The organism is Actinoplanes sp. NPDC021490, from assembly GCF_055562135.1.
Genome location: NZ_JBVHFW010000006.1, coordinates 74,827 through 94,492, shown reverse-complemented (window position 1 = coordinate 94,492; position 19,666 = coordinate 74,827). Strand labels below are relative to the sequence as shown.

Genomic DNA, 19,666 nt, shown 5'->3' with positions numbered 1-19,666 from the left:
GACCCACGCCGCGGCGGACATCGCCTGCGGATCGTCGGGCATCCGGGCCTGTTCGGCCATCCGGGTCAGTGGCGGCGGATCAACTGCTCGATCACCGTACGGGCCGGGATCGCCGGGCGGCCGAGCACCTTCTCCAGCGCCGGGTCGGTGACGGCGAACTCGCCGCGCCGGGCCGCCCGGAACATGCCGAGCGTGAACTCGGCCGCACCCGCCGGCATGCCGCCCTGGACCGCGGCCGCTTTCCACTCGTCGTCCGCCACCACGACATGGTTCACCCCGGCCAGCTCCGCGACCTGCGCGAAGTCGAGCATCTCGGGAGCGGTCAGCGGCGGTGTGACGCCGTCGAACAGACCGTCCTCGAGCAGGGCGGCCGCGGCCACGGCGGCCAGGTCGTCGTGGGCGGTCCACGAGAAGGGCCCGCCCTCCGGGACGACCAGCTGCCCCGACGACAGCGCCGCACCCAGGTAGTAGCCGATCGTGCTGGTGTAGAAGCCGTTCCGCAGGGCCGTGAACGGCACCCCGGTCAAGGACAGGTAGTCCTCGGTGGCCGCGTGGGTCAGTTGCGGCGCGAACAGCGAGTCGTGCGACGCCGCCTGGTGACTGGTGTAGAGGATGCGCCGCGCTCCCGCCTCACGAGCGGCGTCGATGGCCGCCCGGTTGGCGTCGACGGCCGCCGGCCCGGCGATCGAGGCCGAGATGATGAGCACCTGGTCGGCGCCCTCGAAGGCTTGGACCAGCCCGCCGGGCGACGTGAAGTCCCCCGCCCGCACCCGCACTCCCCGGCCGGCCAGCGCGGCCGCCTTGCCGACATCCCGCACGCTCACGCCCACCTCCGCCGCGGGGATCCGGTCGAGAACCAGTTCAACGATCCGGGATCCGAGCTGCCCGGTGGCGCCGGTAACAACGATCATGGCGAAGCTCCCTTGTTTCCGTGGATACGATCGCCACGTTAGCACTGTTATCAGCTCCGCTAACAGGTGAGTGTTAGCATCGCTACATGCAGGTTCGGGACGACACGCGCGCCGCCATCGTGGAAGCGGCCACCAGCCTTCTCCGCGAGCAGGGCGCGCGCGCCGTGACCACGCGCGCCGTCTCCCAACTGGCCGGGGTGCAGGCGCCGACCATCTACCGCTTGTTCGGCGACAAGGACGGCCTGATCGACGCGGTGGCCGAACAGGTCATGGCCACTTACGTCTCGTCCAAGGCCGTGCAGGCGGACGACGACCCGCTGACCGATCTGCGCACCGGCTGGCGGGCCCACGTCGATTTCGGCCTGGCCCATCCCGGCCTGTTCGCTCTGCTCAACAACCCCGACCGGGCCGCTCAGTCGCCGGCCACGGCCACCGGCCTCAAGGTGCTGCAGGCCCGCGTACGCCGCCTGGCCGAGGCCGGCCTCCTCCGCGTCGACGAGGAGCGAGCCGTCTCGATGATCCACGCCGCCGGCACCGGAACCGTCCTGGCCCTGCTGGGAATGCCCGCCGACACCCGCGACCCCGGCCTCGCCGACGCCATGTTTCAAGCAGTGGCGGCCTCGATCCTGACCACAAAGCCCGCAGTCTCCCAGACCGACACCGCCGGCATCGCCGTAACTTTCGCAACCGCCCTGCCGTCGCTGCCCGCCTTGACCGACGCCGAGCGCGCGCTGATGTCCGAGTGGCTGACCCGCTCCCTGACCGAGCTGCGCAACTAGCGCTCCAGCCATCCCAGAATCGCCCGATTCGTTTCCTCCGGCCGTTCTTGCTGGATCCAATGACCGCAATCCAGGCCGACGACCTCCACCTTGGGCACGAACCTGGTGAGGCCGGCCGACCTGGGGATCACATCCCGGTCCCCATAGATCATGAGTGCCGGCTGTTGGATGACCGGATCCACGTCCGCCAGCAAATGCCAGTTGCGGTCCAGGTTCCGATACCAATTGATGCCACCCGTGAACCCCGATTTCTCAAAGGCGGAGACGAAGACGGCCAGTTCGCTGTCGCTCATCAAGGGCTCACCCAGGGCGGTCTCGGCGTTGGCGAGATTAATCATCACCATCCCCGGCTCCGGCTCTGCGGGCGGCTGGTTCTTCCGGTACATGTTACGAAGGAACCGAGACGTATTCTCTTCCAACACGGCGTCCGCCACACCTGGCTGCCGATTGAAGTGAACAAAATAGAAGTCGCCGCCAAGCATTTCCTCCATGAACTCGATCCAGGGCCTTTCCCCGCGCTCCTGATACGGCAGGCTCAGGTTGACCACCTTGTGCACGCGGCGCGGGTGCAACAGGGTCAGGCCCCACACAACCATAGCCCCCCAATCGTGCCCGACAAAGATGGCATCCTCGTACCCGTAGTGATCGAGAAGCCCCACGAGATCACCCGACAAACGTTCAATGTCATACGCCGACACCTCGACCGGCCGGGACGAGTTCCCATAACCTCGCTGGTTCGGAACAATGACGTGATAGCCCGCCGCGGCAAGGGCCGGCATCTGACGGCGCCAGGAGAACGCATGCTCCGGCCAGCCGTGACAGAGCACAATGGGCCTTCCCGCATTGCGCCGTCCTGCTTCAAAGACTTCAAGCTCCACACCGTTGACCGAAATAAGGGTCGGCTCGGGGAAATCAGTAGATTCGAACATCGCACTTCCTCTGCATCTCTTCGGGATTGATCAGCGACTCTTGAGGGTGATCAGGCAACAAAGCCGGCCGAAGGCAGCAGCGGCACAGCCCCGACAGACCGAGGGCCGATGCGATCGTGCTTGGTCGGCCTTGCCGGTGAGGTCATGCCGCCATCGTGCGACCAAAAACGGTCACCTCGTGACCGCATTTACGTTGAGTGCCGGCAAAGTGCGAGCCGACCGCTTGATGGCCATCCTCGTCTTGTTGCAACAACGCGAGCAGCCGACAGCAGCAGAGGTCGCCCGCCAGCCCGAGGCCTGAACCGGCACAACCGCTGCCCGCCACCTGCCGGCCAACCCCGACCCCCACCGCAACGTGCAGAGGCGAAGGCGAACATCCCGTGCTCAACATGTGCGCAACGTGCAGAGCCGAACAGCCGGCGCTCAGCATGTGTACAACGTGCAGAGCCGAACAGCCCGCGCTCAACACGTGCGCAACGTGCAGAGCCGAACAGCCGGCGCCCAGCACGTGCGCAACCGAGAAGCCGCGCACTGAGCATCCGCGCATGGACGTGCAAAAGATGCGCGCTGGTTGAGCGATGATGCTCGGGGTAACGAGCGCTCATGTTCGAAGGCTTTCGGGATGAGCTGGTGGACGTCGGCGAGGTGGCGCTGCGCGTGCGTTACGGCGGGGACGGGCCGCCTGTGCTGCTGGTTCACGGGCATCCCCGTACGGGATCGACCTGGCACCTGGTGGCTCCGCGGCTGGTGGCGGCCGGCTTCAGCGTGGTGTGCCCGGACATGCGCGGTTATGGACGGTCGAGCAAGCCGGCGCTGCGCGATGACCACTCGCAACAGTCGAAACGTGCGGTTGCGGGCGACATGGTGCGGCTGATGCGCGCACTCGGTCATGAGCGATTCGCGGCGGCGGGGCACGATCGTGGCTGCTACGTCGCGCTTCGGCTGGCGCTTGACCACCCGGAGGCCGTACGGAAGCTGGTCGTCATGGACGGCGTGCCGATCAGCGAGGCCCTCGCCCGGTGCGACGCCAAGTTCGCGACGGCCTGGTATCACTGGTTCTACTTCGCCCAGCCGGACAAGCCGGAGCGGGCGATCAACGCCGATCCGGACGCCTGGTACAAGGGCACGCCCGAGCGGATGGGCGCCGAGAACCACGACGAGTTCCGCGCGGCGACACGCGATCCCGGGACCGTGCGCGCGATGCTCGAGGACTATCGAGCCGGCCTCGGTGTCGACCATGAGCACGAACTGGCCGATCGCGCACAAGGACGCAACGTTGACTGTCCGACCCTGTTCATGTGGTCGACGAAGGACGACATGGAGGACCTGTACGGCGACCCGCTCGCGATCTGGCGCGAGTGGGCCGCCGACGTCCGGGGCGTGGCGATCGAATCCGGTCACCACATGGCCGAGGAGAACCCGGCCGCGGTCGCTGAGGCGCTGACCGGCTTCCTCCGCGAACGCTGAACCGCACGACGTCGTCACCCCCGAGCGAGCGGTAGAGCTGGGTCAGCGCCGGAATGGCGGAATCGACTGACGCCGGCGGCAGCCAGTTTCACGGCGATGCAGCCGGCCGGGCGCCGGCACCCGCGAACCAGCCCGCGGGCTCAACGACCATTCGGGCGCGAGACCGCGGGCTTGGGTGACGTCGGGCGGGGCTGTGGGGTCAGCGGCTGGCGCCGGCCCGGCGCTTGGTCCAGACGTCGAAGGCGACCGCCGCCAGGAGCACGGCTCCCTTGACGAGCATGACCTGTTCGCTCGGGGCGCCGATCAGGCTCATGCCGTTGTTGATGACGCCCATGATGAGGCCGCCGGTGATGGCGCCCACGACCTTGCCGACACCGCCCTGCACGGCGGCGCCGCCGATGAAGGCGGCGGCGATCGCGTCCAGTTCGAACTGGTCGCCGCCGGTCGGGTTCGCCTGGTTGAGCCGGCCCGCGAAGATGATGCCGGCCAGCGCGGACAGGACGCCCATGTTGACGAAGATCCAGAAGACTACGGACTTGACCTTGACGCCGGAGAGGGTCGCCGCCTGCAGGTTGCCGCCGACCGCGTAGATCTGGCGGCCGAAGACTGCGCGGTTGGTGAGCAGCGAATAGCCGAGCACGAGCGCGGCGAGCAGAACGAGCACCCACGGCAGGTTCCGGAAACGGGCGAGCTGCACGATCACGAACATGACGACGACGCCGGCCACCACGATCTTGGCCACGAACAGCGGGAACGGCTCGACGACCTGGCCGTAGCGGACGCGGCCGGCCCGGGAGCGCCACTGGGAGATGACGATGCCGGCGACCGCGGCCACGCCGACCAGCAGCGACAGCAGGTCGGCGCCGCCGAGCGCGCCGAGGCCGATGTTGCCCAGATAGCCGTCGGTGAAGCCGTTCGACAGCGTACGCACCTCGTCGGGGAACGGCCCGATGCCGCGGTTGCCGAGGATGTTGTAGGTGACCGCGCGGAACAGCAGCATGCCGGCGAGCGTGACGATGAAGGCCGGAATGCCGAAGTACGCCACCCAGTAGCCCTGCCACGCACCGATCGCCGCCCCCACGAGCAGCGTGATCAGCACGGCCAGCGGCCACGGCACGTCCAGGTTGACCATCAGCACGGCCGCGACCGCGCCGGTGGCCGCCACGATCGAGCCCACCGACAGGTCGATGTGGCCCGAGATGATCACGAGGATCATGCCGATGGCCAGGATCAGGATGTACGAGTTCTGAACGATGATGTTGCTGATGTTCTGCGGGGCGAGCATGTCGCCGCCGGTGAGGATCGTGAACAGCAGCACGATCGCGGCGAACGCGATGTAGATGCCGCTCTGCCGCAGGTTGATCGAGAAGCGCCGGCCACCACGCGATCCGGAGTCCGGGATCGAGGTCTTGGCGACATCCAAGTCGAGGCTCATCGGGGTGCCTCCTGTCCGGCGGTCATGAGGGTCATGAGCCCTTCCTGGGTGGCCTCGGCGCGCGGCACCTCACCGGTGATCCGCCCGGCCGAGAGGGTGTAGATGCGGTCGCAGAGCCCGAGCAGCTCGGGCAGCTCGCTGGAGATCAGCAGCACCGCCTTGCCCTCGTCCGCAAGCCGGTTGACGATCGTGTAGATCTCGTACTTGGCGCCGACGTCGATGCCGCGGGTGGGCTCGTCCAGGATCAGCACGTCCGGATCCGTGAAGATCCATTTGGACAGCACGACCTTCTGCTGGTTGCCGCCGGAGAGCTTGCCCGTGATGCTCGCGACGCTGGGCGCCTTGATGTTCAGGCCTTTCCGGTACGACTCGGCGACCTTGTATTCCTCGTTGTCGTCGACCCAGCCGCGCCGGGCGAGCTTGCCCAGGCCCGCGGCCGACACGTTGCGTTTGATGTCTTCGATCAGGTTGAGCCCGTACCGTTTGCGGTCTTCGGTGGCGTACGCGATGCCGTGGGCGATGGCCTCGCGGACCGACCGCAACCGGATCTCCCGGCCGTCCTTGAAGATCCGCCCGCTGATGCCGGTGCCGTACGCCCGTCCGAAGATGCTCATCGCCAGCTCGGTGCGCCCGGCCCCCATCAGGCCCGCCAGCCCGACGATCTCGCCGCGGCGCAGCGTGAAGCTCGCGTCGGACACGAGCAGCCGGCCGTGCTGGGTGGGGCTGTGCACGGTCCAGTTCTCGACGCGCAGGATCTCCTCGCCGACGTGCGATTCGTGCGGCGGGAACCGGTGGTCGAGGTCGCGCCCGACCATGCCGCTGATGATCTTGTCTTCGGTCAGGCCGCGGGCCTCGTGCGTGGCGATCGTCTTGCCGTCGCGCAGGATGGTCACCCGGTCGGCGATCTCCAGCACCTCGTTGAGCTTGTGCGAGATGATCACGCAGGTGATGCCCTCGTCGCGCAGGCCGCGCAGCAGCCCGAGCAGATGAGCCGAGTCCTCGTCGTTGAGCGCGGCCGTGGGCTCGTCGAGGATCAGCAGCTTCACCCGCTTGGACAGCGCCTTGGCGATCTCGACGAGCTGCTGTTTGCCGACGCCGAGGTCGAGCACCTGGGTGACCGGGTTGTCGCGCAGTCCGACGCGGCGCATCAGCTCGGCCGCGGCGGCGTTCGTCCGGTTCCAGTCGATCAGGCCACGCCGCGACTGCTCGTTGCCGAGAAAGATGTTCTCGCCGATCGACAGGTTCGGCGCGAGCGCCAGCTCCTGGTGGATGATCACGATGCCGCGGTGCTCGCTGTCGCGGATGCCCGCGAACCGGCACTCCTCGCCCTCGAAGGTGATCTCGCCGGCGTAGTCACCGTGCGGGTAGATGCCGGAGAGCACCTTCATCAGGGTGCTCTTGCCGGCGCCGTTCTCCCCGCAGATCGCGTGGATCTCGCCGCGGAGCACCTCCAGGTTGACGTCGTCCAGGGCGCGTACGCCCGGGAAGGTCTTGGAGATGCCCCGCATGCGAAGGATGGAATCCGTCATCACTTGAGCTGGGACTCGGTGTAGTAGCCGGTGTCGACCAGTTCCTTCTTGTAGTTGGCCTTGTCGACGATCACGGACTCGAGCAGCATCGACGGGACGACCTTGACGCCGTTGTCGTAGTCGGTCGTGTTGTTGGTCTGCGGCGCCTGCCCCTTGAGGACGGCGTCCGCCATCGACACCGTGGTCTTGGCCAGCTCACGGGTGTCCTTGTAGATCGTCGAGTACTGCTCGTTGCGCAGGATCGACTTGACCGACGCCTGCTCGGCGTCCTGCCCGGTCACGATCGGATAGGGCTGCGCGGCCGTCCCGTAGCCGTTGCTCTTCAGCGCCGACAAAATGCCGATCGAGAGGCCGTCGTACGGCGAGAGGACGCCGTCGACCTTGGCCCCGCTCCGGTACGTGGAGGTCAGCAGGTTCTCCATGCGGTCCTGGGCGACCTGGGCCTTCCAGCGAAGGATGGCCACGGTCTTGAATTCGGTCTGCTTGCTCTTCACGACCAGCGTGCCGTCGTCGATCTTCGGCTTGAGCACGCTCATCGCGCCGTTGAAGAAGAACGTGGCGTTGTTGTCGTCGGGCGAGCCGGCGAACAGTTCGATGTTGAACGGGCCCTTGGCGTCACCCGCCGAGCCGTCGGCCTTGAGCACCTTGAGCCCGGTGAGCAGCGATGTCGCCTGCTGCACACCGACCTTGAAGTTGTCGAAGGTCGCGTAGTAGTCGACGTTCGGGCTGTTGCGGATCAGGCGGTCATACGCGATGACCGGGATCTTGTTGGTCTTCGCGCTCTCCAGCTGTGTAGTGATGGCGGTGCCGTCGATCGACGCGATGATCAGCAGCTTGGCGCCCTTGGTGATCTGGTTGTCGAGCTGCTGGGTCTGCGTCGGGATCTTGTCCTCGGCGTATTGGAGGTCGACCTTGTAGCCGAGCGCCTCGAGCTGCTTCTTGAGGTTGTCACCGTCGCTGATCCACCGCTCGCTCGAGCGGGTGGGCATGGTGACACCGATCAGGGCGCCCGTGTTGTCGCCGGTGCCGGCTTGCTGGTCGACAGTTTTCTCACTGGAACCACATGCGGCCAGGGAGGCGGCGAGCACGGTGGCGGATACCACCGCACCCATCCTGGACATTCTCATGCGGTACTCCTTCATCGGGTCCATGGAGCGGGGTGCGGTCGAGTGTGAACGGTCACACGAACGGGTGTCAACCGTTCCGAGCAACGTTGCCGACATTTGGCCGAAACGTTGTTATCGATAACAGCGAGGTCTCGGATCGTCACGCCGACGCAGGACGGCACGACGAGAGCTGTCGATCAACGCCCGCGGAATTCGAGTGGCCGCTCCGCCGGCATGTGTGGTCAGCTGACCGGATGACGACCACGCCGGTGCCCGACGACGACCACGCCCGTGCCCGATGACCATGGCGCTTGCGCACGGATGACCATGCCGCTGGTAGTCCGACGACCATCCCGTTGGTCCAGGGCGACCAGCCCGGTCGTGCGCTGTCGAGCACGTCGTGGGCCAACCCGATGACCATCCCGCTGGTGAGCGGATGACGATCACGCTAGTGCCCCGGTTTCCGGTCGACGACGCGGCGCTGAGCAGACTGCACGCGCGGGCCTTCGGCAGCGACCCGGAAGTGGTGACGCCCTGGGCTGCGCGACTGTCGCGGCACGCGCTGACGTGGATCGGCGCCTTCGCCGAGGACGCTTTCCACGAGCAGCAGGGCGACACCGCCGCCCGCGACCGGGGCGGCCGGCTGGTCGGCTTCATTCAGGTCTGCTGGGACGGCGGCGCCCACGCGTTCCTGCTCGACACGGCCGTGGACCCGTCAGCACAACATAGCGGCCTCGGGACAGCGCTGGTCGAGGCGGCCATCACCGAGGCCCGGGCGGCCGGCTGCGCATGGCTGCACGTCGACTTCGAACCGCGCCTGGAACATTTCTATCTCGACCGGTGCGGCTTTCGTCCGACCGCCGCCGGCCTGATCCGCCTCTGACCGGCCGCCCCGCACTGACGCGCCTGGCGGTCGGCCCAGGCCCGGAACGGCTCGCCGGGTTGCGGGCGTGGGCCGACCGAAGCACGCGCATTTCAGCGGCCATGCCTCGTGCCCGATTGCCGGCACAAGACCGCGCCGGGCCATCCAGGCTGACCGCTCGGGGGCGCGCCTGAGCTCGCAGCATGCTCCCGGGGTCGCGAGCTGCGCGAAGCGCAGGCGGCGCGCAGGCCGGCGAACTCGGTCGCGGAAACGGGACGACGACGGCCACCGCCACCGGCCTGGTCCGCCCTGGCCGGCCGCTTCGGACCGGCGCGACGACCCTGGCCACCGCCACCAGCTCACACTCCGACGCCCCGGAAACCGTCCGCGGTGTAGCGGGCGAGCATCCCGACCTGTCCCAGCCGGACGGGACGGACCTCGGGCCCCGGCGGAATCGGCACGCCGCCGGCCGACATGATGGGCGCGCCGCCGGGCGGGGGTGGGGGCGGCGGCAGCGCCTTGGCCGGGCACAACAGATAGTGACGGATCACGGCCGGGAAGCGGTCGAAGAGCAGGTTGCGCGGCCGCTCCCACGTCATGCCGGCTTGCTCGCACACCGCCCGTACGGTGGCCTCGGTCTCGAGGTTGGCGAAGCCGGACGCCTGATAGGGCAGCACATGATGCACCCGGTGCGGGCTCAGGCCGGCGCTCAGCCACAGGTCGATCCAGCGGTTGCCGACGATCGTCAGGTCGTAGCTGAGGCCGACCTGGTTGGCCGCCCAGTCGTTACGCAGCGCGACCGGGATCACGGTGAGATCGTCGGGCTCGTCGTCCTCGAAGTCGTGACTCGACACGACCAGGAACGTGTTGAACCACAGCGTGATGAAGAACTGCACGAACCACGCCAGCCAGTGCCCGGTCACCAGGCAGGCCACGAACTCGACGAGCAGCCAGGCGCGGACGAGCCAGAAGTCGGCGCGGATCGCCGCGCCGCCGCCACGTTGCTCGAAACGCGCGATCTCGCGTGCTCGCATGGACAGGCCGAGCAGGCAGATGCCCAGCTTGTGCAGGGTGTAGCCGGGAACGCGCAACAACGGATGCAGACGCAGCATGCCGTCGAAGAACGTCTTCTTCACGTCGGCGCCCGAGCCCATGTACGGGTGGTGCAGCAGCACATGCCCGTCCGTGCCGATCAGGCTCGTGCCCACGTAGTTCATGTCGAACAGGGCCTTGCCGAGCGGCGTCTGCAACCGCTTGCGGTCGTTCCAGCGGCGGTGCAGGTGGTAGTGGCCGGCGCCGGACAGCGCGGTGCGCGTGAGCACCATGACGACCACGAACGCCCACGCCGGCGCGAACCCGCCGACGAACAGGGCCAGCATCGCGACGTGTGCGAGCCCGATGGCCCCGGTGACCAGGTCGAACCGGCGGTCGAACCGCTTGAGGTCACGCTTGGAGAACCGGGCGTTGACCGCGGTCCGGATGTCGGCGAGCAGGCTGCCCTCATCGGCGTAGTTCAGCCGCGGCAGGTCGCGGGCAGCGTCGAAATCGGGCTCGAGCAGGAACGGCGGAACGCCGAGTTTGGGCAGCACGTCCCGTTCGGTGAAGCCCTCGATCTCGTACCGGGAAAGGAACTTCCGCAGCCGTACGGGATCCCGGTGGTAGGTGTGGATGAGCGCGCTGATGTCGCGTCCCTGGCTGGGCCCGAACCAGGTCGCGCCGCCTGGGTGGATCTTCGCCCACTCGGTGAAGTCGTAGGCGCGGCCGTCGACGATCCAGAACGGACGTCCCTGCGGCAGGGCTGTGCCGGTGCGAGGTGAGCTGCGCACGTCGTCGGTCATGACGGTTCCTTCCGCGCGGCGGTGAACTCGATCAGCGCCGCCTCGATCTGCGCTCCCGGCCCCATCGTGATCAGCACGCCGCGCTCGCCGGGCCGCGCGACCCCCTCGTCGAGCAGGCGTTCCAGGCTGACCAGGAAGCTGCCGCTGGAGATGTTGCCGAAGTCGCGCAGCACCGACCGGGTGTGCCGGACGTCGTGCTCGGTCAGGCCGAGGCTCTGCCGCGCGGTGTCGATGACCGCGCCGCCGCCGGTGTGCAGCACCCAATGCCTGATCGATTCCGGCCGTAGCCCGTTGCGCTCGAGCAATCGGCTCACCGGCGTCACCACATTCGTTCCGATCACGTACGGAATGTCGCGGTCGAGATGGAAGCTCCATTTCCCGGCGTCGTCGTTCCAATCGAAGCGCATTGCGTCCCACCGCCCGGGCAGGCAGAAACTTTCGAAATCGAGCACGACCGGACTGCCGGTGTTTCCGCCGCCGACGACCGCCGCGGCCGCACCGTCACCGAAGAGGCTGTTCACTATTCCAGTGCGTGCCGTTTCGTCGCGGACATACATGGCGGAATTGATTTCACAGCATACGAGAAGACCGACCTTGTCCGGATTGTTGCGCACCCACTGGACGAGCGGGTTGAGCCCGTTGAGGCCGGCGTTGCACCCCATGCCGACGACATCGGCCCGGACGAGGCCGGGATGGAAGCCGAGCTCGCGCGAGAACAGAGAGCTGAGGCCGGGCACGAGGAAGCCGGTCGACGTGACGCAGACCAGATATCCCACGTCGGACGGGGTGAGCGCGGCCGCCTTGAGCGCGTTGGCGATCGCGCGACCGCCGATCTCGAGGGCGCCCCGGCGGAACTTGGCGTGCAGCTCGGCCGGCGTCTCGTCGGGGACGCGGCCGGTCACCGGGTCGGCCGGCGGCAGGAACAGACGGCGCGTGCGGATGTGCGGGGCGGCCAGCAGTTTGCGGGCCACCCGGTTCTCGAGGCCGAGCAGCGTGCCGACCTCGGACTGCGTATACGACGTCTCGGGAAAGGCGCTGCCCACCGCGATGATCGACGCATTATCCCGGTCATTTATGATCATGTAAGCGCCCCCGCTTGTGTGACTCGGGAGGACGTTATCGGGTCGGGGACGGGCCCGCTGTCCCGCCTTTCATACCGGGCTTTGATCGCTTATTCGTGGCGTTTTCCGGACTATTGGGCGTCTGCTAATCTCCCGGCGTGCAGCGCTACCTCACCTCCGAAGAGGACAGTGCCCGCTGGCAGGGTTTCCGGTTCCGTCCCGGCGACATCGTGATCAGCACCCGGCGGCGCACCGGCACGACCTGGCTGCAGATGATCTGCGGCCTGCTGATCTTTCAGGCGCCCGAACTGCCGGCGCCGCTCTGGCACCTCTCCCCCTGGCTCGACCACCAGATCGAGCCGGCCGCGCAGATGCACGCCCGCCTGGACGCGCAACCCCACCGCCGCTTCATCAAGACCCACACGCCGCTGGCCGCCCTGCCCTACGACCCCCGGGTGACCTACGTGGTGAGCGGCCGGCACCCGCTGGACACGCACGTCTCGCTCTGCCACCACTGGGCCAACCTGCACGGCACGCCCCCGGCCGACGTGCGAGCCGCCCTGGTGCGCTGGATCTCCACCGACGAGAGCACCGAGTCGCTGGCCGCCGTGCTGCACCACACCACCGACGCGTGGCACCGGCAGTGGCTGCCCAACGTCGTGCTGATGCACTACGACCGGCTGGCCGCCGACCTGCCCGGCCAGATGCGCTATCTGGCCGCCCGCCTGGGCATCGCCGTGCCCGAAGCGCTGTGGCCTGTCCTCACGTCATCGGCTTCCCTGACCCACATGCGCAACCGGGCCGACTTCCTGGTCCCCGGCTTCTTCCAGGACACCAGGTCCTTCTTCCGCCGCGGCACCCCCGGCGCGGGCGCCGAACTGCTGACCCCGGCCGAACTGGCCACCTATCACAACCGGGCCGCCACCCTGGCCCCGCCGGAGGTCCTGACCTGGCTGCACGGCCACGTCTCTCCGGTCAGGACGCACGATTTCCAAGGCCACGCCGCCCCGCACTGACCGCTCGGCGCTTCCGGGCCGTCAGAGGGCCCTCATTGCGCCGCCCTCCGGATCGCGGCGGCCGCGGCGGCTCGGAGCCTGGCCCGGCGAGCCCGGCGCGCACGCAGGACGGCCGGCACGACCGGCACGACCGGCGGGGAGACGGGACGGGTGGCGGGCTTCGGGTCGGTCCTCATGGCCGGAAATCTAGCCCCGGGGTACGACAGAAAAGGGCTCCCGGAGAGGGCCGGAAGTGAGGCAGACTCGCGGGCATGTCTGTCATGGCCCGCAGCGTGGACGATCTGACCGCGTACGCCTCGGAGAACCGGGTGAAATACCTGTTCTTCTGGGGTCACCAGCCCGAACGTGACGGCAGCGCCGGGGCGGGCTGCCTGAGTCAGTGGTGGCCGTCGCGGTTCACCGCCGACGGACGGGAGTTCGCGAGCGCCGAGCACTACATGATGTGGCGCAAGGCGATCCTGTTCGGCGACGAGGCGATGGGCGAGCGGATCCTGGCCGCGCCGCATCCGAGGGTCGCCAAGACGCTCGGCGGGCGGGTGGCCGGTTTCGAACAGGATGTGTGGGAGGAGAACCGGTACGAGATCGTCGTCTCCGGCAACCTGGCCAAGTTCGGGCAGCACGAGGAGCTGCGCGACTTCCTGCTGACGACCGGCGAGCGGGTGCTGGTCGAGGCCAGCCCGCTCGACCGCATCTGGGGCATCGGGCTGGGCCGCGACGATCCGCGCGCGGCCGATCCGCGCCGCTGGCGGGGCACCAACCTGCTCGGCTTCGCGCTGATGGACGTACGGGAAAGCCTGTCGTGACGTCATGCGCCGATGGCGTAGCCGGCGGTCACCAGGAGGGCGGGAATCTGGCCGGCGCCGTGGAAGAACAGGAGGCGGACGAGCACGGGTGAGCAGCCCACGATGTGCATGCGGCCGCGGTCGGCGGCGGCCCGCAGGAGCACGCGGGCCACGGCGGTGTCGGCGAAACGGAGTGCCGTCAGGTCGATAGTGACCACGGGCTCGGCCTCGCGCGTCAGGTAGACCTCCTCGATCATGGCTTGCAGCGCATGCTGATTCGACATGTCGGCCTCACCCGAGAGCCACAGCCCGTACGGCTCCTCGGTCCGGCGGATCCGGAGTGATGTCTCGGGGTCGAACGGCAGCAGCGGCCCGGCCGCCCCCGGATGCGCGAGCGCCAGGCGCCGCAGAAGCACCGGGTCGAAAAGCCTCCGGTCGTACGTGCAGATGCCCATCACATAGCCGTCGGAGAACACCGCGTTGGCCCTGGCCTCGTACCACTCCAGCCGTTCCGAGCCCGGCACCTGCCGTTTCGCCCAAGTCATGTCGCCGACGACGCGCAGGCCCAGATAGCCCTCGGCGCGGCAGCGAGCCTTCTGGACGTGCCAGTGCGCGAGACAGCCCTCGGGGTCGAACAGCCCGCCGGCCAGATAGCTGCCCTCCGGCGTCACCGCTTGCAACTGCCCCGAGCCGAGCGCCGCCCGGAGCTCGACGCCGCGGCGTTCCAGCACGGTGAGAACGGCGTCCGGATCGTCGCCGGAGAAAACGACCTTGTGCTTCGACAGCAGTCCGGCATGGAGGATCCCGGCGATCTCGTCGCGGCGGACGTCATCGTCGTCGACGGTCCAGCAGACGTGGTCCCCGAGTTCCAGGCGATCGAGCAACGCCACCGGGCCTCCCCTCCGATGCGCGTCGCTTCGCCATGCAGCACCGCACCCCACCACGCAAAGGTGCCGTTCACCGTACGCTTCGAAACGCTTCCCCCGCGTTACCTCGGACGAGTGACCCCACCGGTGCCTCCCCGACCGGCCGGACCGCGCCTGCACACGGGCGGTTCGTCCGGGCGTTCAGTCACGTTCACCGTTACGCCGCCGGGGCGTCCTACTGTGCGGCGCAGTCACCGGACACAAGCCCGGCAAAACGGTAAGCAGGTATCCCACACATGGACGTCAGCGTCGTCATTCCGACGTGCAATCGCCCGGAGCTGGCCACCCGCGCCGTGCGCAGCGCGCTCGGTCAGACGCACCGCAGTCTCGAGGTCATCGTCGTGGTCGACGGACCGGACGACGCCACCGTCAGGGCGCTCGCGGAGATCGGCGACGATCGGCTCCGGGCGATCGTGCTTCCCGAGCGGGGCAAGGCTCCCAACGCGCGCAACCAGGGCGTCAAGGCGGCCGAGGGCCGGTGGGTGGCGTTGCTCGACGACGATGACGAGTGGATGCCCAACAAGATCGAGGCGCAGCTCGCGCTGGCCGCGACGGCCACCCGGCCGCTGCCGATCGTGGCGACTCGCATGATCAGCCGTACGCCCCGGGCCGACACCGTGATGCCGCGGCGCCTGCCCGAGCCGGGCGAGCCGCTGAGCGAATATCTGACCGTGCGCCGCGGCCTGTTCTACGGCGACGGCTTCATCCAGACCTCGACGATTTTGGCGCCGGCCGAGTTGCTGCGCCGCGTCCCGTTCACCGTCGGGCTGCGCCGCCAGCAGGAACTCGACTGGACGCTGCGCGCTCTGCAACACGAGGACGTCGAGTTGCTGTACGCGGCCGAGCCGCTCGTGCTCTGGCACCAGGACGAGAACCGCGACCGGATCAGCCTGCAGAACCCGTGGCAGGAGCAGCTCGCCTGGGTGCGCGCGAGCCGCCACCTGTTCACCCCGCGCGCGTACGCGGCCGTCACGATGAGCGTGATCAGTTCGATGGCCGCGCCGACGCGCAATCCCAGGGTCTTCCGGGAGCTGTTGAGCGAGGCGCGCACACACGGACGTCCGGGAGCGCTCGACTACGTCACCTTCCTGCAGATCTGGGCGTTGCCACCGCACGTGCGTCACCGCGTACGGGATCTGGTCGTGGGAAAGAAGGCCCATGCGTAAGGTCGCCATCTGGCGCAGCGCGATGATCTCGGCCTCCGAGACGTTCATCCGCAACCAGGCGGACTCGCTCAGCCGCTGGGAGCCGGTCTACCTGGGCGCCACGAAGATCGGCTCCACGCTCGCGCGGGACAGCGACATCACCCTGTTCCGGGCGCAACGCGATCCGGACTTCCTGCGCCTGCGCCTGCTCGGCCGCTCCCCCCGGCTCCGCCGGACGCTGGCGGCCCAGAAGCCCGATCTCGTGCACGCCCACTTCGGCGGCGACGGCTGGCTGATCAGCGGCGAGGCCGCGCGCGCAGGCATTCCGCTGATCGTCACGCTGCACGGTCACGACGTCACCCGCCAGCCCGCGAGCACGGGCGCTAAGGGTGTCCGCTACCGCCGCAACCTGCGCAGCGTCTTCAAGAGTGCCGCCGGCCTGATCGCCGTCTCCGAGGTGATCCGGCAACGGGCGATCGACTGGGGGGCCGACCCGGCCAAGGTGCGCGTGCATCACACCGGCGTGCCGATTCCGGCCGAGGTGCCGGCCGGGCCGAAGCGCTGGGACGTGGCGTTCGTCGGCCGTTTCGTCGAAAAGAAGGGCGCCGACGACCTGCTGGCCGCGCTGGCCACGCTCGACGCCAAGGCCGTGTTCATCGGTGACGGACCGCGGCTGGACGAGATGCGCGAATATGCTCGCGAACTGCGCGTGGACGCGACGTTCCTCGGCGCCCGGCCGGCCGCCGAGGTGTACCAGTTGCTCGGTGAGTCGCGCTTGCTGGCGGCCCCCTCGCGGACGGCCCGGGACGGCGACAGCGAGGGCCTGCCGACCACGATCGTCGAGGCGATGGCGCTGGGCCTGCCCGTGGTGTCGACCCGCCACAGCGGGATTCCCGAGGCGGTCGCCGACGGCGCCACCGGCCTGCTCAGCGACGAGGGCGACCGACCGGCGCTCGCAGCCAACCTGCGCAAACTTCTCGACGATCAAGACCTTCAAGCGGCTTTCGGTACGGCGGCCCGCGCGCGAGCCGTGGCCGAGTTCGACGTCGTCAAGCAGAGCCACCGCCTCGAGGACGTGTACGACGAGGTCATGGGGCAGCGCATCTAGGCCGGTTTCTGTACGGTGCGCCGGTGGATCTTCAGAGCTACCCGCCGCCGCCCCCGCCTTTTCCGCCGCCTGTCAAGCCGGCCTGGAACGGCAAGACGAACGGCTTCTCGATCGCCGCGCTCACGCTCGCGCTGTTCGGTTGCACGGGCGTGCTCAGCCTCGTGTTCGGCTTCATCGGCCTCAGCCAGAGCCGGCGCAACGGCGACAAGCGCGGCAAGATCTTCGCCATCATCGCGCTGAGCATCTGCGCACTGTGGATCGCCGCCTTCGCCACGGCCGTGATCGTCGCCGTCGTACGGGACGCCGCCGACGGCCCCGACCGCGACGCGAACGGCGCCCTCCGCGGCGAACGGTCGATCGCCCTGCGCGACCTGCGTGCCGGCGACTGCGCCAAGGACCTGGAGGAGCAGCGCGGCACCCGAGTCGACGTACTACCTTGCACCTCGGCCCACAGCAGCGAGGTCTTCGCAACGTACGAGCTGCCCGCCTCCGGTGACACCCAGGCCAAGGCCGAGGCCGGCTGCGAGCAGCGTTTCGAGCCGTACGCGGGCAAGAAGAAGCCGGAGGACGCCGACTACCTCATCTTCACGGTACGGCTTTCCGACGTCACCAGCACCTCGAGCCACGGCGTGGTGTGCTTCGCCCACCAACTCCACAGCAACGTGACCGGCTCTCTCCGCGGCTGACCCGACTGCCGCAAACGCCAGGCCTCCTCGCTCGTTCCCGAACTCGCCGAGAGCTTCACGCCCACTGATCAACACATCGCGGGGGTTCGCCGGTCCGCGCTAACCGCGACGTCTGGCTGCGGCGCAGACGCGTTCGTCAAATGGAACTGTCAACCCGCACGGTCGGCGGCGCATAGTGGCGGGCGAGGTCGGTGGCGAGGGCACGGAGGTGAGCCCTGACTTCGGTGGGGCCGTGCACCGTGATGGCGTTTCCGAACGGCAGCAATGCTCGCACGTCCTCCAGATGCTGAAAGCGAATGGTTACCTTGTGACCGGCGGCGGATTCTTCACGGTCGTCCCGGACGAGCCGCAGGCCGAAAATCCGTTGCGCTCGCTCGATCTGGGTCTGGTCGACGGTGGCGCTGACCTCAATCGCGTGGTTGTCCGCCCACTGATCAAGGAGCGCTGCGGCGACGGTGGCCAGGGTCTGGTTCTCGCGGATCCGTCGTGGCCGGTCGACTTCTTTCCACGTCGTGATCCGTTCGAGTCGATACATCCGTGGCACTCGGGCACAGTCGGCGACGAGATACCAGATGCCGGCCTTGGCCAACAGCCCGTACGGATCCACGACCAGCTCGCGCGGGCATGAATCGCGCGGGCTGTCGTACTCGATCCGTAGCCGGCGGCCTCGCCGCACCGAGCCGATCAGCGAAGCCGGAGTCGTACCGGACGCTGGTGTCTGAAGCCAGGGACGGCTGTCCACATGCACGACGTCGGTGAGCGGCACAAGCTCTTGAACTCGAGGCGACCGGGTAGCGGCGATCTTGGCGAGCACGCGCCGGCTTTCGACCGATGCGTCGAGCTCCGCGCGCTGCCTTTCATCCAGCCCGATGAGCGAGAGATGATCGCGTTCGCCAGGCGTGAGTCGCGTGAGGTCGAGCCCCGACCCGGGCAGCATGGCCACGCCACCGAGCCGGCCCCGGTGCGCGGTCACCGGCAGACCGGCATCACGGAGCCAGTTCAGGTCCCGGTTGATGGTTCGCAGGGACACCCCGAGCGCCGAGGCAAGGTCCTGCGTGGTCGCGCCATCCCTGGACTCGAGAAGCAGCATCAGGGCGAAGAACCGGTCCGGGGTCACCCACCAAGCTTCTCAAGATATTGCGACACGGTGCGGCGCATATTCCGGCCAGGCTGGTGGAGGCTCACCTGCGACCAGCGAAAAGGAACAACGTTGACCACATCCGTCGTGTCCATCGTCTACGTGAACGACGCTCCCGCCGCGGCTCGTTTCTACGGCGACCTCTTCGGCATGGGCCCCTCGTTGGAGACTCCGGGGTACATCACCTTCGCCCTCGGGCCAGGCGCTGCCCTCGCGCTGTGGTCCGGCCAGTTCGAGAACCTGTCGCCCGACGTACCACGTACCAGTGAGATCTGCCTGGCCATCGAAGGCGGACGAGCCGATGGGATCACCGCGGTCTTCGAGCAGTGGCAGTCCAAGGGCGTCACGATCCTGCAAGAGCCTCACGATGCCGGATTCGGCCCGACCTTCCTCGCAGGCGACCCCGACGGGAACCGTATCCGGGTCGCACCGAAAGACTAAGTGCACAGTCCCGGCAGGCGCGCACGTCGGGTGTCGCGCCTGCCGTTGTCTGCCATCGAGTGCCCCAAACTCGGCTTGTTCTGACTCACACAACGCGGTATCGGCAGGGCGCAACTCGCGGCAGATCCGAATGCTGAGGTCGCCCGAAGGTGCAAGGGGCAACACTCTTGAGGCGGTGTGCGTCGTCGAAGCCACCGGGCCGCAGTGAACCGTGAACTTGGCGTTGCTGACGCTCGAGATCATCTAGTCTCATGCCGTGGACGCTGGGTTCGGATGGGTGTTGCTTTCGCTGCTGAGCGTCGCAGTGCTGTACCGGGTTATCCGAACGGCCGTTGCCCACGGCATCGCCGACGCCGAGGAAAAGCGGCGTAAGGCCAACAAGAAGTCTTGATAGCCGCTGGCCTCGCTCCCCTGATCGTGACAGGCTCCCCCGGTCGGCGAGCGCCGTCAGCGGCCGATGTGCGCAACGAGCTCATGGGTGTGCCCGGGCATCCAGCGGTTCGTCGT

The 19,666-nt window shown here is 68.2% G+C and carries 21 protein-coding genes; 11 read left to right on the top strand and 10 right to left on the bottom strand.

Going from position 1 to position 19,666, the window contains the following annotated elements:
• Positions 1-65: 65 nt before the first annotated feature.
• Complete coding sequence (locus ACZ3I4_RS18310; protein WP_465383125.1) at positions 66-911, bottom strand: NAD(P)H-binding protein; 846 nt, start codon at positions 909-911, stop codon at positions 66-68.
• An 86-nt stretch (positions 912-997) separates the two neighbouring features.
• On the opposite strand from ACZ3I4_RS18310, the gene ACZ3I4_RS18305 reads away from it, so the two are divergent.
• The gene (locus ACZ3I4_RS18305) at positions 998-1,690 is read left to right on the top strand and encodes a TetR/AcrR family transcriptional regulator (RefSeq protein ID WP_465383124.1); all 693 of its coding nucleotides are present in this window, start codon (positions 998-1,000) and stop codon (positions 1,688-1,690) included.
• On the opposite strand, the gene ACZ3I4_RS18300 is transcribed toward ACZ3I4_RS18305, so the two are convergent.
• Entirely contained in the window at positions 1,687-2,619 is a 933-nt protein-coding gene (locus ACZ3I4_RS18300) for an alpha/beta fold hydrolase (protein WP_465383123.1), read from the bottom strand. The genes ACZ3I4_RS18305 and ACZ3I4_RS18300 overlap by 4 nt on opposite strands.
• 178 nt (positions 2,620-2,797) lie before the next feature.
• Between ACZ3I4_RS18300 and ACZ3I4_RS18295 the strand changes: the two genes are divergently transcribed.
• Both ACZ3I4_RS18295 and ACZ3I4_RS18290 read left to right on the top strand, forming a co-directional pair.
• Positions 2,798-2,920 (top strand): hypothetical protein, encoded by a 123-nt coding sequence (locus ACZ3I4_RS18295; protein WP_465383122.1) that lies wholly within the window; start codon positions 2,798-2,800, stop codon positions 2,918-2,920.
• A gap of 302 nt (positions 2,921-3,222) precedes the next feature.
• Positions 3,223-4,086, top strand: coding sequence for an alpha/beta fold hydrolase (locus ACZ3I4_RS18290; protein WP_465383121.1), 864 nt, complete (start codon positions 3,223-3,225; stop codon positions 4,084-4,086).
• Between the two features lie 199 nt (positions 4,087-4,285).
• Here ACZ3I4_RS18290 and mmsB read toward each other — a convergent pair whose 3' ends face one another.
• The 3 genes from mmsB to chvE are packed head-to-tail and all read right to left on the bottom strand — an operon-like array spanning position 4,286 to position 8,177.
• A complete protein-coding gene (gene mmsB / locus ACZ3I4_RS18285; protein ID WP_465383120.1) occupies positions 4,286-5,521 on the bottom strand; it encodes a multiple monosaccharide ABC transporter permease in 1,236 nt (411 codons plus the stop codon).
• The gene (gene mmsA, locus ACZ3I4_RS18280) at positions 5,518-7,050 is read right to left on the bottom strand and encodes a multiple monosaccharide ABC transporter ATP-binding protein (protein WP_465383119.1); all 1,533 of its coding nucleotides are present in this window, start codon (positions 7,048-7,050) and stop codon (positions 5,518-5,520) included. Before mmsA ends, mmsB begins: the two co-directional genes overlap by 4 nt.
• On the bottom strand, positions 7,050-8,177 hold the full coding sequence (gene chvE / locus ACZ3I4_RS18275) for a multiple monosaccharide ABC transporter substrate-binding protein (protein WP_465383118.1): 1,128 nt from the start codon (positions 8,175-8,177) through the stop codon (positions 7,050-7,052). Before chvE ends, mmsA begins: the two co-directional genes overlap by 1 nt.
• Positions 8,178-8,592: 415 nt before the next feature.
• Between chvE and ACZ3I4_RS18270 the strand changes: the two genes are divergently transcribed.
• On the top strand, positions 8,593-9,039 hold the full coding sequence (locus ACZ3I4_RS18270; protein WP_465383117.1) for a GNAT family N-acetyltransferase: 447 nt from the start codon (positions 8,593-8,595) through the stop codon (positions 9,037-9,039).
• A 338-nt stretch (positions 9,040-9,377) separates the two neighbouring features.
• On the opposite strand, the gene ACZ3I4_RS18265 is transcribed toward ACZ3I4_RS18270, so the two are convergent.
• The gene (locus ACZ3I4_RS18265; protein ID WP_465383116.1) at positions 9,378-10,856 is read right to left on the bottom strand and encodes a fatty acid desaturase; all 1,479 of its coding nucleotides are present in this window, start codon (positions 10,854-10,856) and stop codon (positions 9,378-9,380) included.
• Positions 10,853-11,938 (bottom strand): type III polyketide synthase, encoded by a 1,086-nt coding sequence (locus tag ACZ3I4_RS18260; RefSeq protein ID WP_465383115.1) that lies wholly within the window; start codon positions 11,936-11,938, stop codon positions 10,853-10,855. The genes ACZ3I4_RS18265 and ACZ3I4_RS18260 overlap by 4 nt, the downstream gene beginning before the upstream one ends.
• 137 nt (positions 11,939-12,075) lie before the next feature.
• Here ACZ3I4_RS18260 and ACZ3I4_RS18255 point away from each other — a divergent pair, with 137 nt between their 5' ends.
• Entirely contained in the window at positions 12,076-12,933 is an 858-nt protein-coding gene (locus ACZ3I4_RS18255; RefSeq protein ID WP_465383114.1) for a sulfotransferase domain-containing protein, read from the top strand.
• A 32-nt stretch (positions 12,934-12,965) separates the two neighbouring features.
• Here ACZ3I4_RS18255 and ACZ3I4_RS18250 read toward each other — a convergent pair whose 3' ends face one another.
• Complete coding sequence (locus ACZ3I4_RS18250; RefSeq protein WP_465383113.1) at positions 12,966-13,109, bottom strand: hypothetical protein; 144 nt, start codon at positions 13,107-13,109, stop codon at positions 12,966-12,968.
• Between the two features lie 75 nt (positions 13,110-13,184).
• Between ACZ3I4_RS18250 and ACZ3I4_RS18245 the strand changes: the two genes are divergently transcribed.
• Positions 13,185-13,736: an NADAR family protein gene (locus tag ACZ3I4_RS18245; RefSeq protein WP_465383112.1), complete on the top strand. Its 552-nt coding sequence runs from the start codon at positions 13,185-13,187 to the stop codon at positions 13,734-13,736.
• Positions 13,737-13,738: 2 nt separating this feature from the next.
• Here the strand turns inward: ACZ3I4_RS18245 and ACZ3I4_RS18240 are convergent, their stop codons facing one another.
• Positions 13,739-14,605 (bottom strand): MEDS domain-containing protein, encoded by an 867-nt coding sequence (locus tag ACZ3I4_RS18240; protein ID WP_465383111.1) that lies wholly within the window; start codon positions 14,603-14,605, stop codon positions 13,739-13,741.
• Positions 14,606-14,877: 272 nt separating this feature from the next.
• Here ACZ3I4_RS18240 and ACZ3I4_RS18235 point away from each other — a divergent pair, with 272 nt between their 5' ends.
• The 3 genes from ACZ3I4_RS18235 to ACZ3I4_RS18225 are packed head-to-tail and all read left to right on the top strand — an operon-like array spanning position 14,878 to position 17,580.
• On the top strand, positions 14,878-15,807 hold the full coding sequence (locus ACZ3I4_RS18235; RefSeq protein WP_465383110.1) for a glycosyltransferase family 2 protein: 930 nt from the start codon (positions 14,878-14,880) through the stop codon (positions 15,805-15,807).
• Positions 15,800-16,894, top strand: coding sequence for a glycosyltransferase (locus ACZ3I4_RS18230; RefSeq protein WP_465383109.1), 1,095 nt, complete (start codon positions 15,800-15,802; stop codon positions 16,892-16,894). The genes ACZ3I4_RS18235 and ACZ3I4_RS18230 overlap by 8 nt, the downstream gene beginning before the upstream one ends.
• A gap of 23 nt (positions 16,895-16,917) precedes the next feature.
• A complete protein-coding gene (locus tag ACZ3I4_RS18225) occupies positions 16,918-17,580 on the top strand; it encodes a DUF4190 domain-containing protein (protein WP_465383108.1) in 663 nt (220 codons plus the stop codon).
• A 136-nt stretch (positions 17,581-17,716) separates the two neighbouring features.
• On the opposite strand, the gene ACZ3I4_RS18220 is transcribed toward ACZ3I4_RS18225, so the two are convergent.
• Positions 17,717-18,697, bottom strand: a complete 981-nt coding sequence (locus ACZ3I4_RS18220; protein ID WP_465383107.1) for a helix-turn-helix transcriptional regulator — start codon at positions 18,695-18,697, stop codon at positions 17,717-17,719.
• 93 nt (positions 18,698-18,790) lie between these two features.
• Here ACZ3I4_RS18220 and ACZ3I4_RS18215 point away from each other — a divergent pair, with 93 nt between their 5' ends.
• Both ACZ3I4_RS18215 and ACZ3I4_RS18210 read left to right on the top strand, forming a co-directional pair.
• Positions 18,791-19,159, top strand: coding sequence for a VOC family protein (locus tag ACZ3I4_RS18215; RefSeq protein ID WP_465383106.1), 369 nt, complete (start codon positions 18,791-18,793; stop codon positions 19,157-19,159).
• Between the two features lie 256 nt (positions 19,160-19,415).
• On the top strand, positions 19,416-19,550 hold the full coding sequence (locus ACZ3I4_RS18210) for a hypothetical protein (protein ID WP_465383105.1): 135 nt from the start codon (positions 19,416-19,418) through the stop codon (positions 19,548-19,550).
• The last annotated feature ends 116 nt before the right edge of the window (positions 19,551-19,666 follow it).

Bases quoted from the DNA above. Each gene is read 5' to 3' on its own strand.
- ACZ3I4_RS18310 (WP_465383125.1), bottom strand. From the start codon at position 911: ATGATCGTTGTTACCGGCGCCACCGGGCAGCTCGGATCCCGGATCGTT.
- ACZ3I4_RS18305 (WP_465383124.1), top strand. From the start codon at position 998: ATGCAGGTTCGGGACGACACGCGCGCCGCCATCGTGGAAGCGGCCACC.
- ACZ3I4_RS18300 (WP_465383123.1), bottom strand. From the start codon at position 2,619: ATGTTCGAATCTACTGATTTCCCCGAGCCGACCCTTATTTCGGTCAAC.
- ACZ3I4_RS18290 (WP_465383121.1), top strand. From the start codon at position 3,223: ATGTTCGAAGGCTTTCGGGATGAGCTGGTGGACGTCGGCGAGGTGGCG.
- mmsB (WP_465383120.1), bottom strand. From the start codon at position 5,521: ATGAGCCTCGACTTGGATGTCGCCAAGACCTCGATCCCGGACTCCGGA.
- mmsA (WP_465383119.1), bottom strand. From the start codon at position 7,050: ATGACGGATTCCATCCTTCGCATGCGGGGCATCTCCAAGACCTTCCCG.
- chvE (WP_465383118.1), bottom strand. From the start codon at position 8,177: ATGAGAATGTCCAGGATGGGTGCGGTGGTATCCGCCACCGTGCTCGCC.
- ACZ3I4_RS18270 (WP_465383117.1), top strand. From the start codon at position 8,593: ATGACGATCACGCTAGTGCCCCGGTTTCCGGTCGACGACGCGGCGCTG.
- ACZ3I4_RS18265 (WP_465383116.1), bottom strand. From the start codon at position 10,856: ATGACCGACGACGTGCGCAGCTCACCTCGCACCGGCACAGCCCTGCCG.
- ACZ3I4_RS18260 (WP_465383115.1), bottom strand. From the start codon at position 11,938: ATGATCATAAATGACCGGGATAATGCGTCGATCATCGCGGTGGGCAGC.
- ACZ3I4_RS18250 (WP_465383113.1), bottom strand. From the start codon at position 13,109: ATGAGGACCGACCCGAAGCCCGCCACCCGTCCCGTCTCCCCGCCGGTC.
- ACZ3I4_RS18245 (WP_465383112.1), top strand. From the start codon at position 13,185: ATGTCTGTCATGGCCCGCAGCGTGGACGATCTGACCGCGTACGCCTCG.
- ACZ3I4_RS18235 (WP_465383110.1), top strand. From the start codon at position 14,878: ATGGACGTCAGCGTCGTCATTCCGACGTGCAATCGCCCGGAGCTGGCC.
- ACZ3I4_RS18230 (WP_465383109.1), top strand. From the start codon at position 15,800: ATGCGTAAGGTCGCCATCTGGCGCAGCGCGATGATCTCGGCCTCCGAG.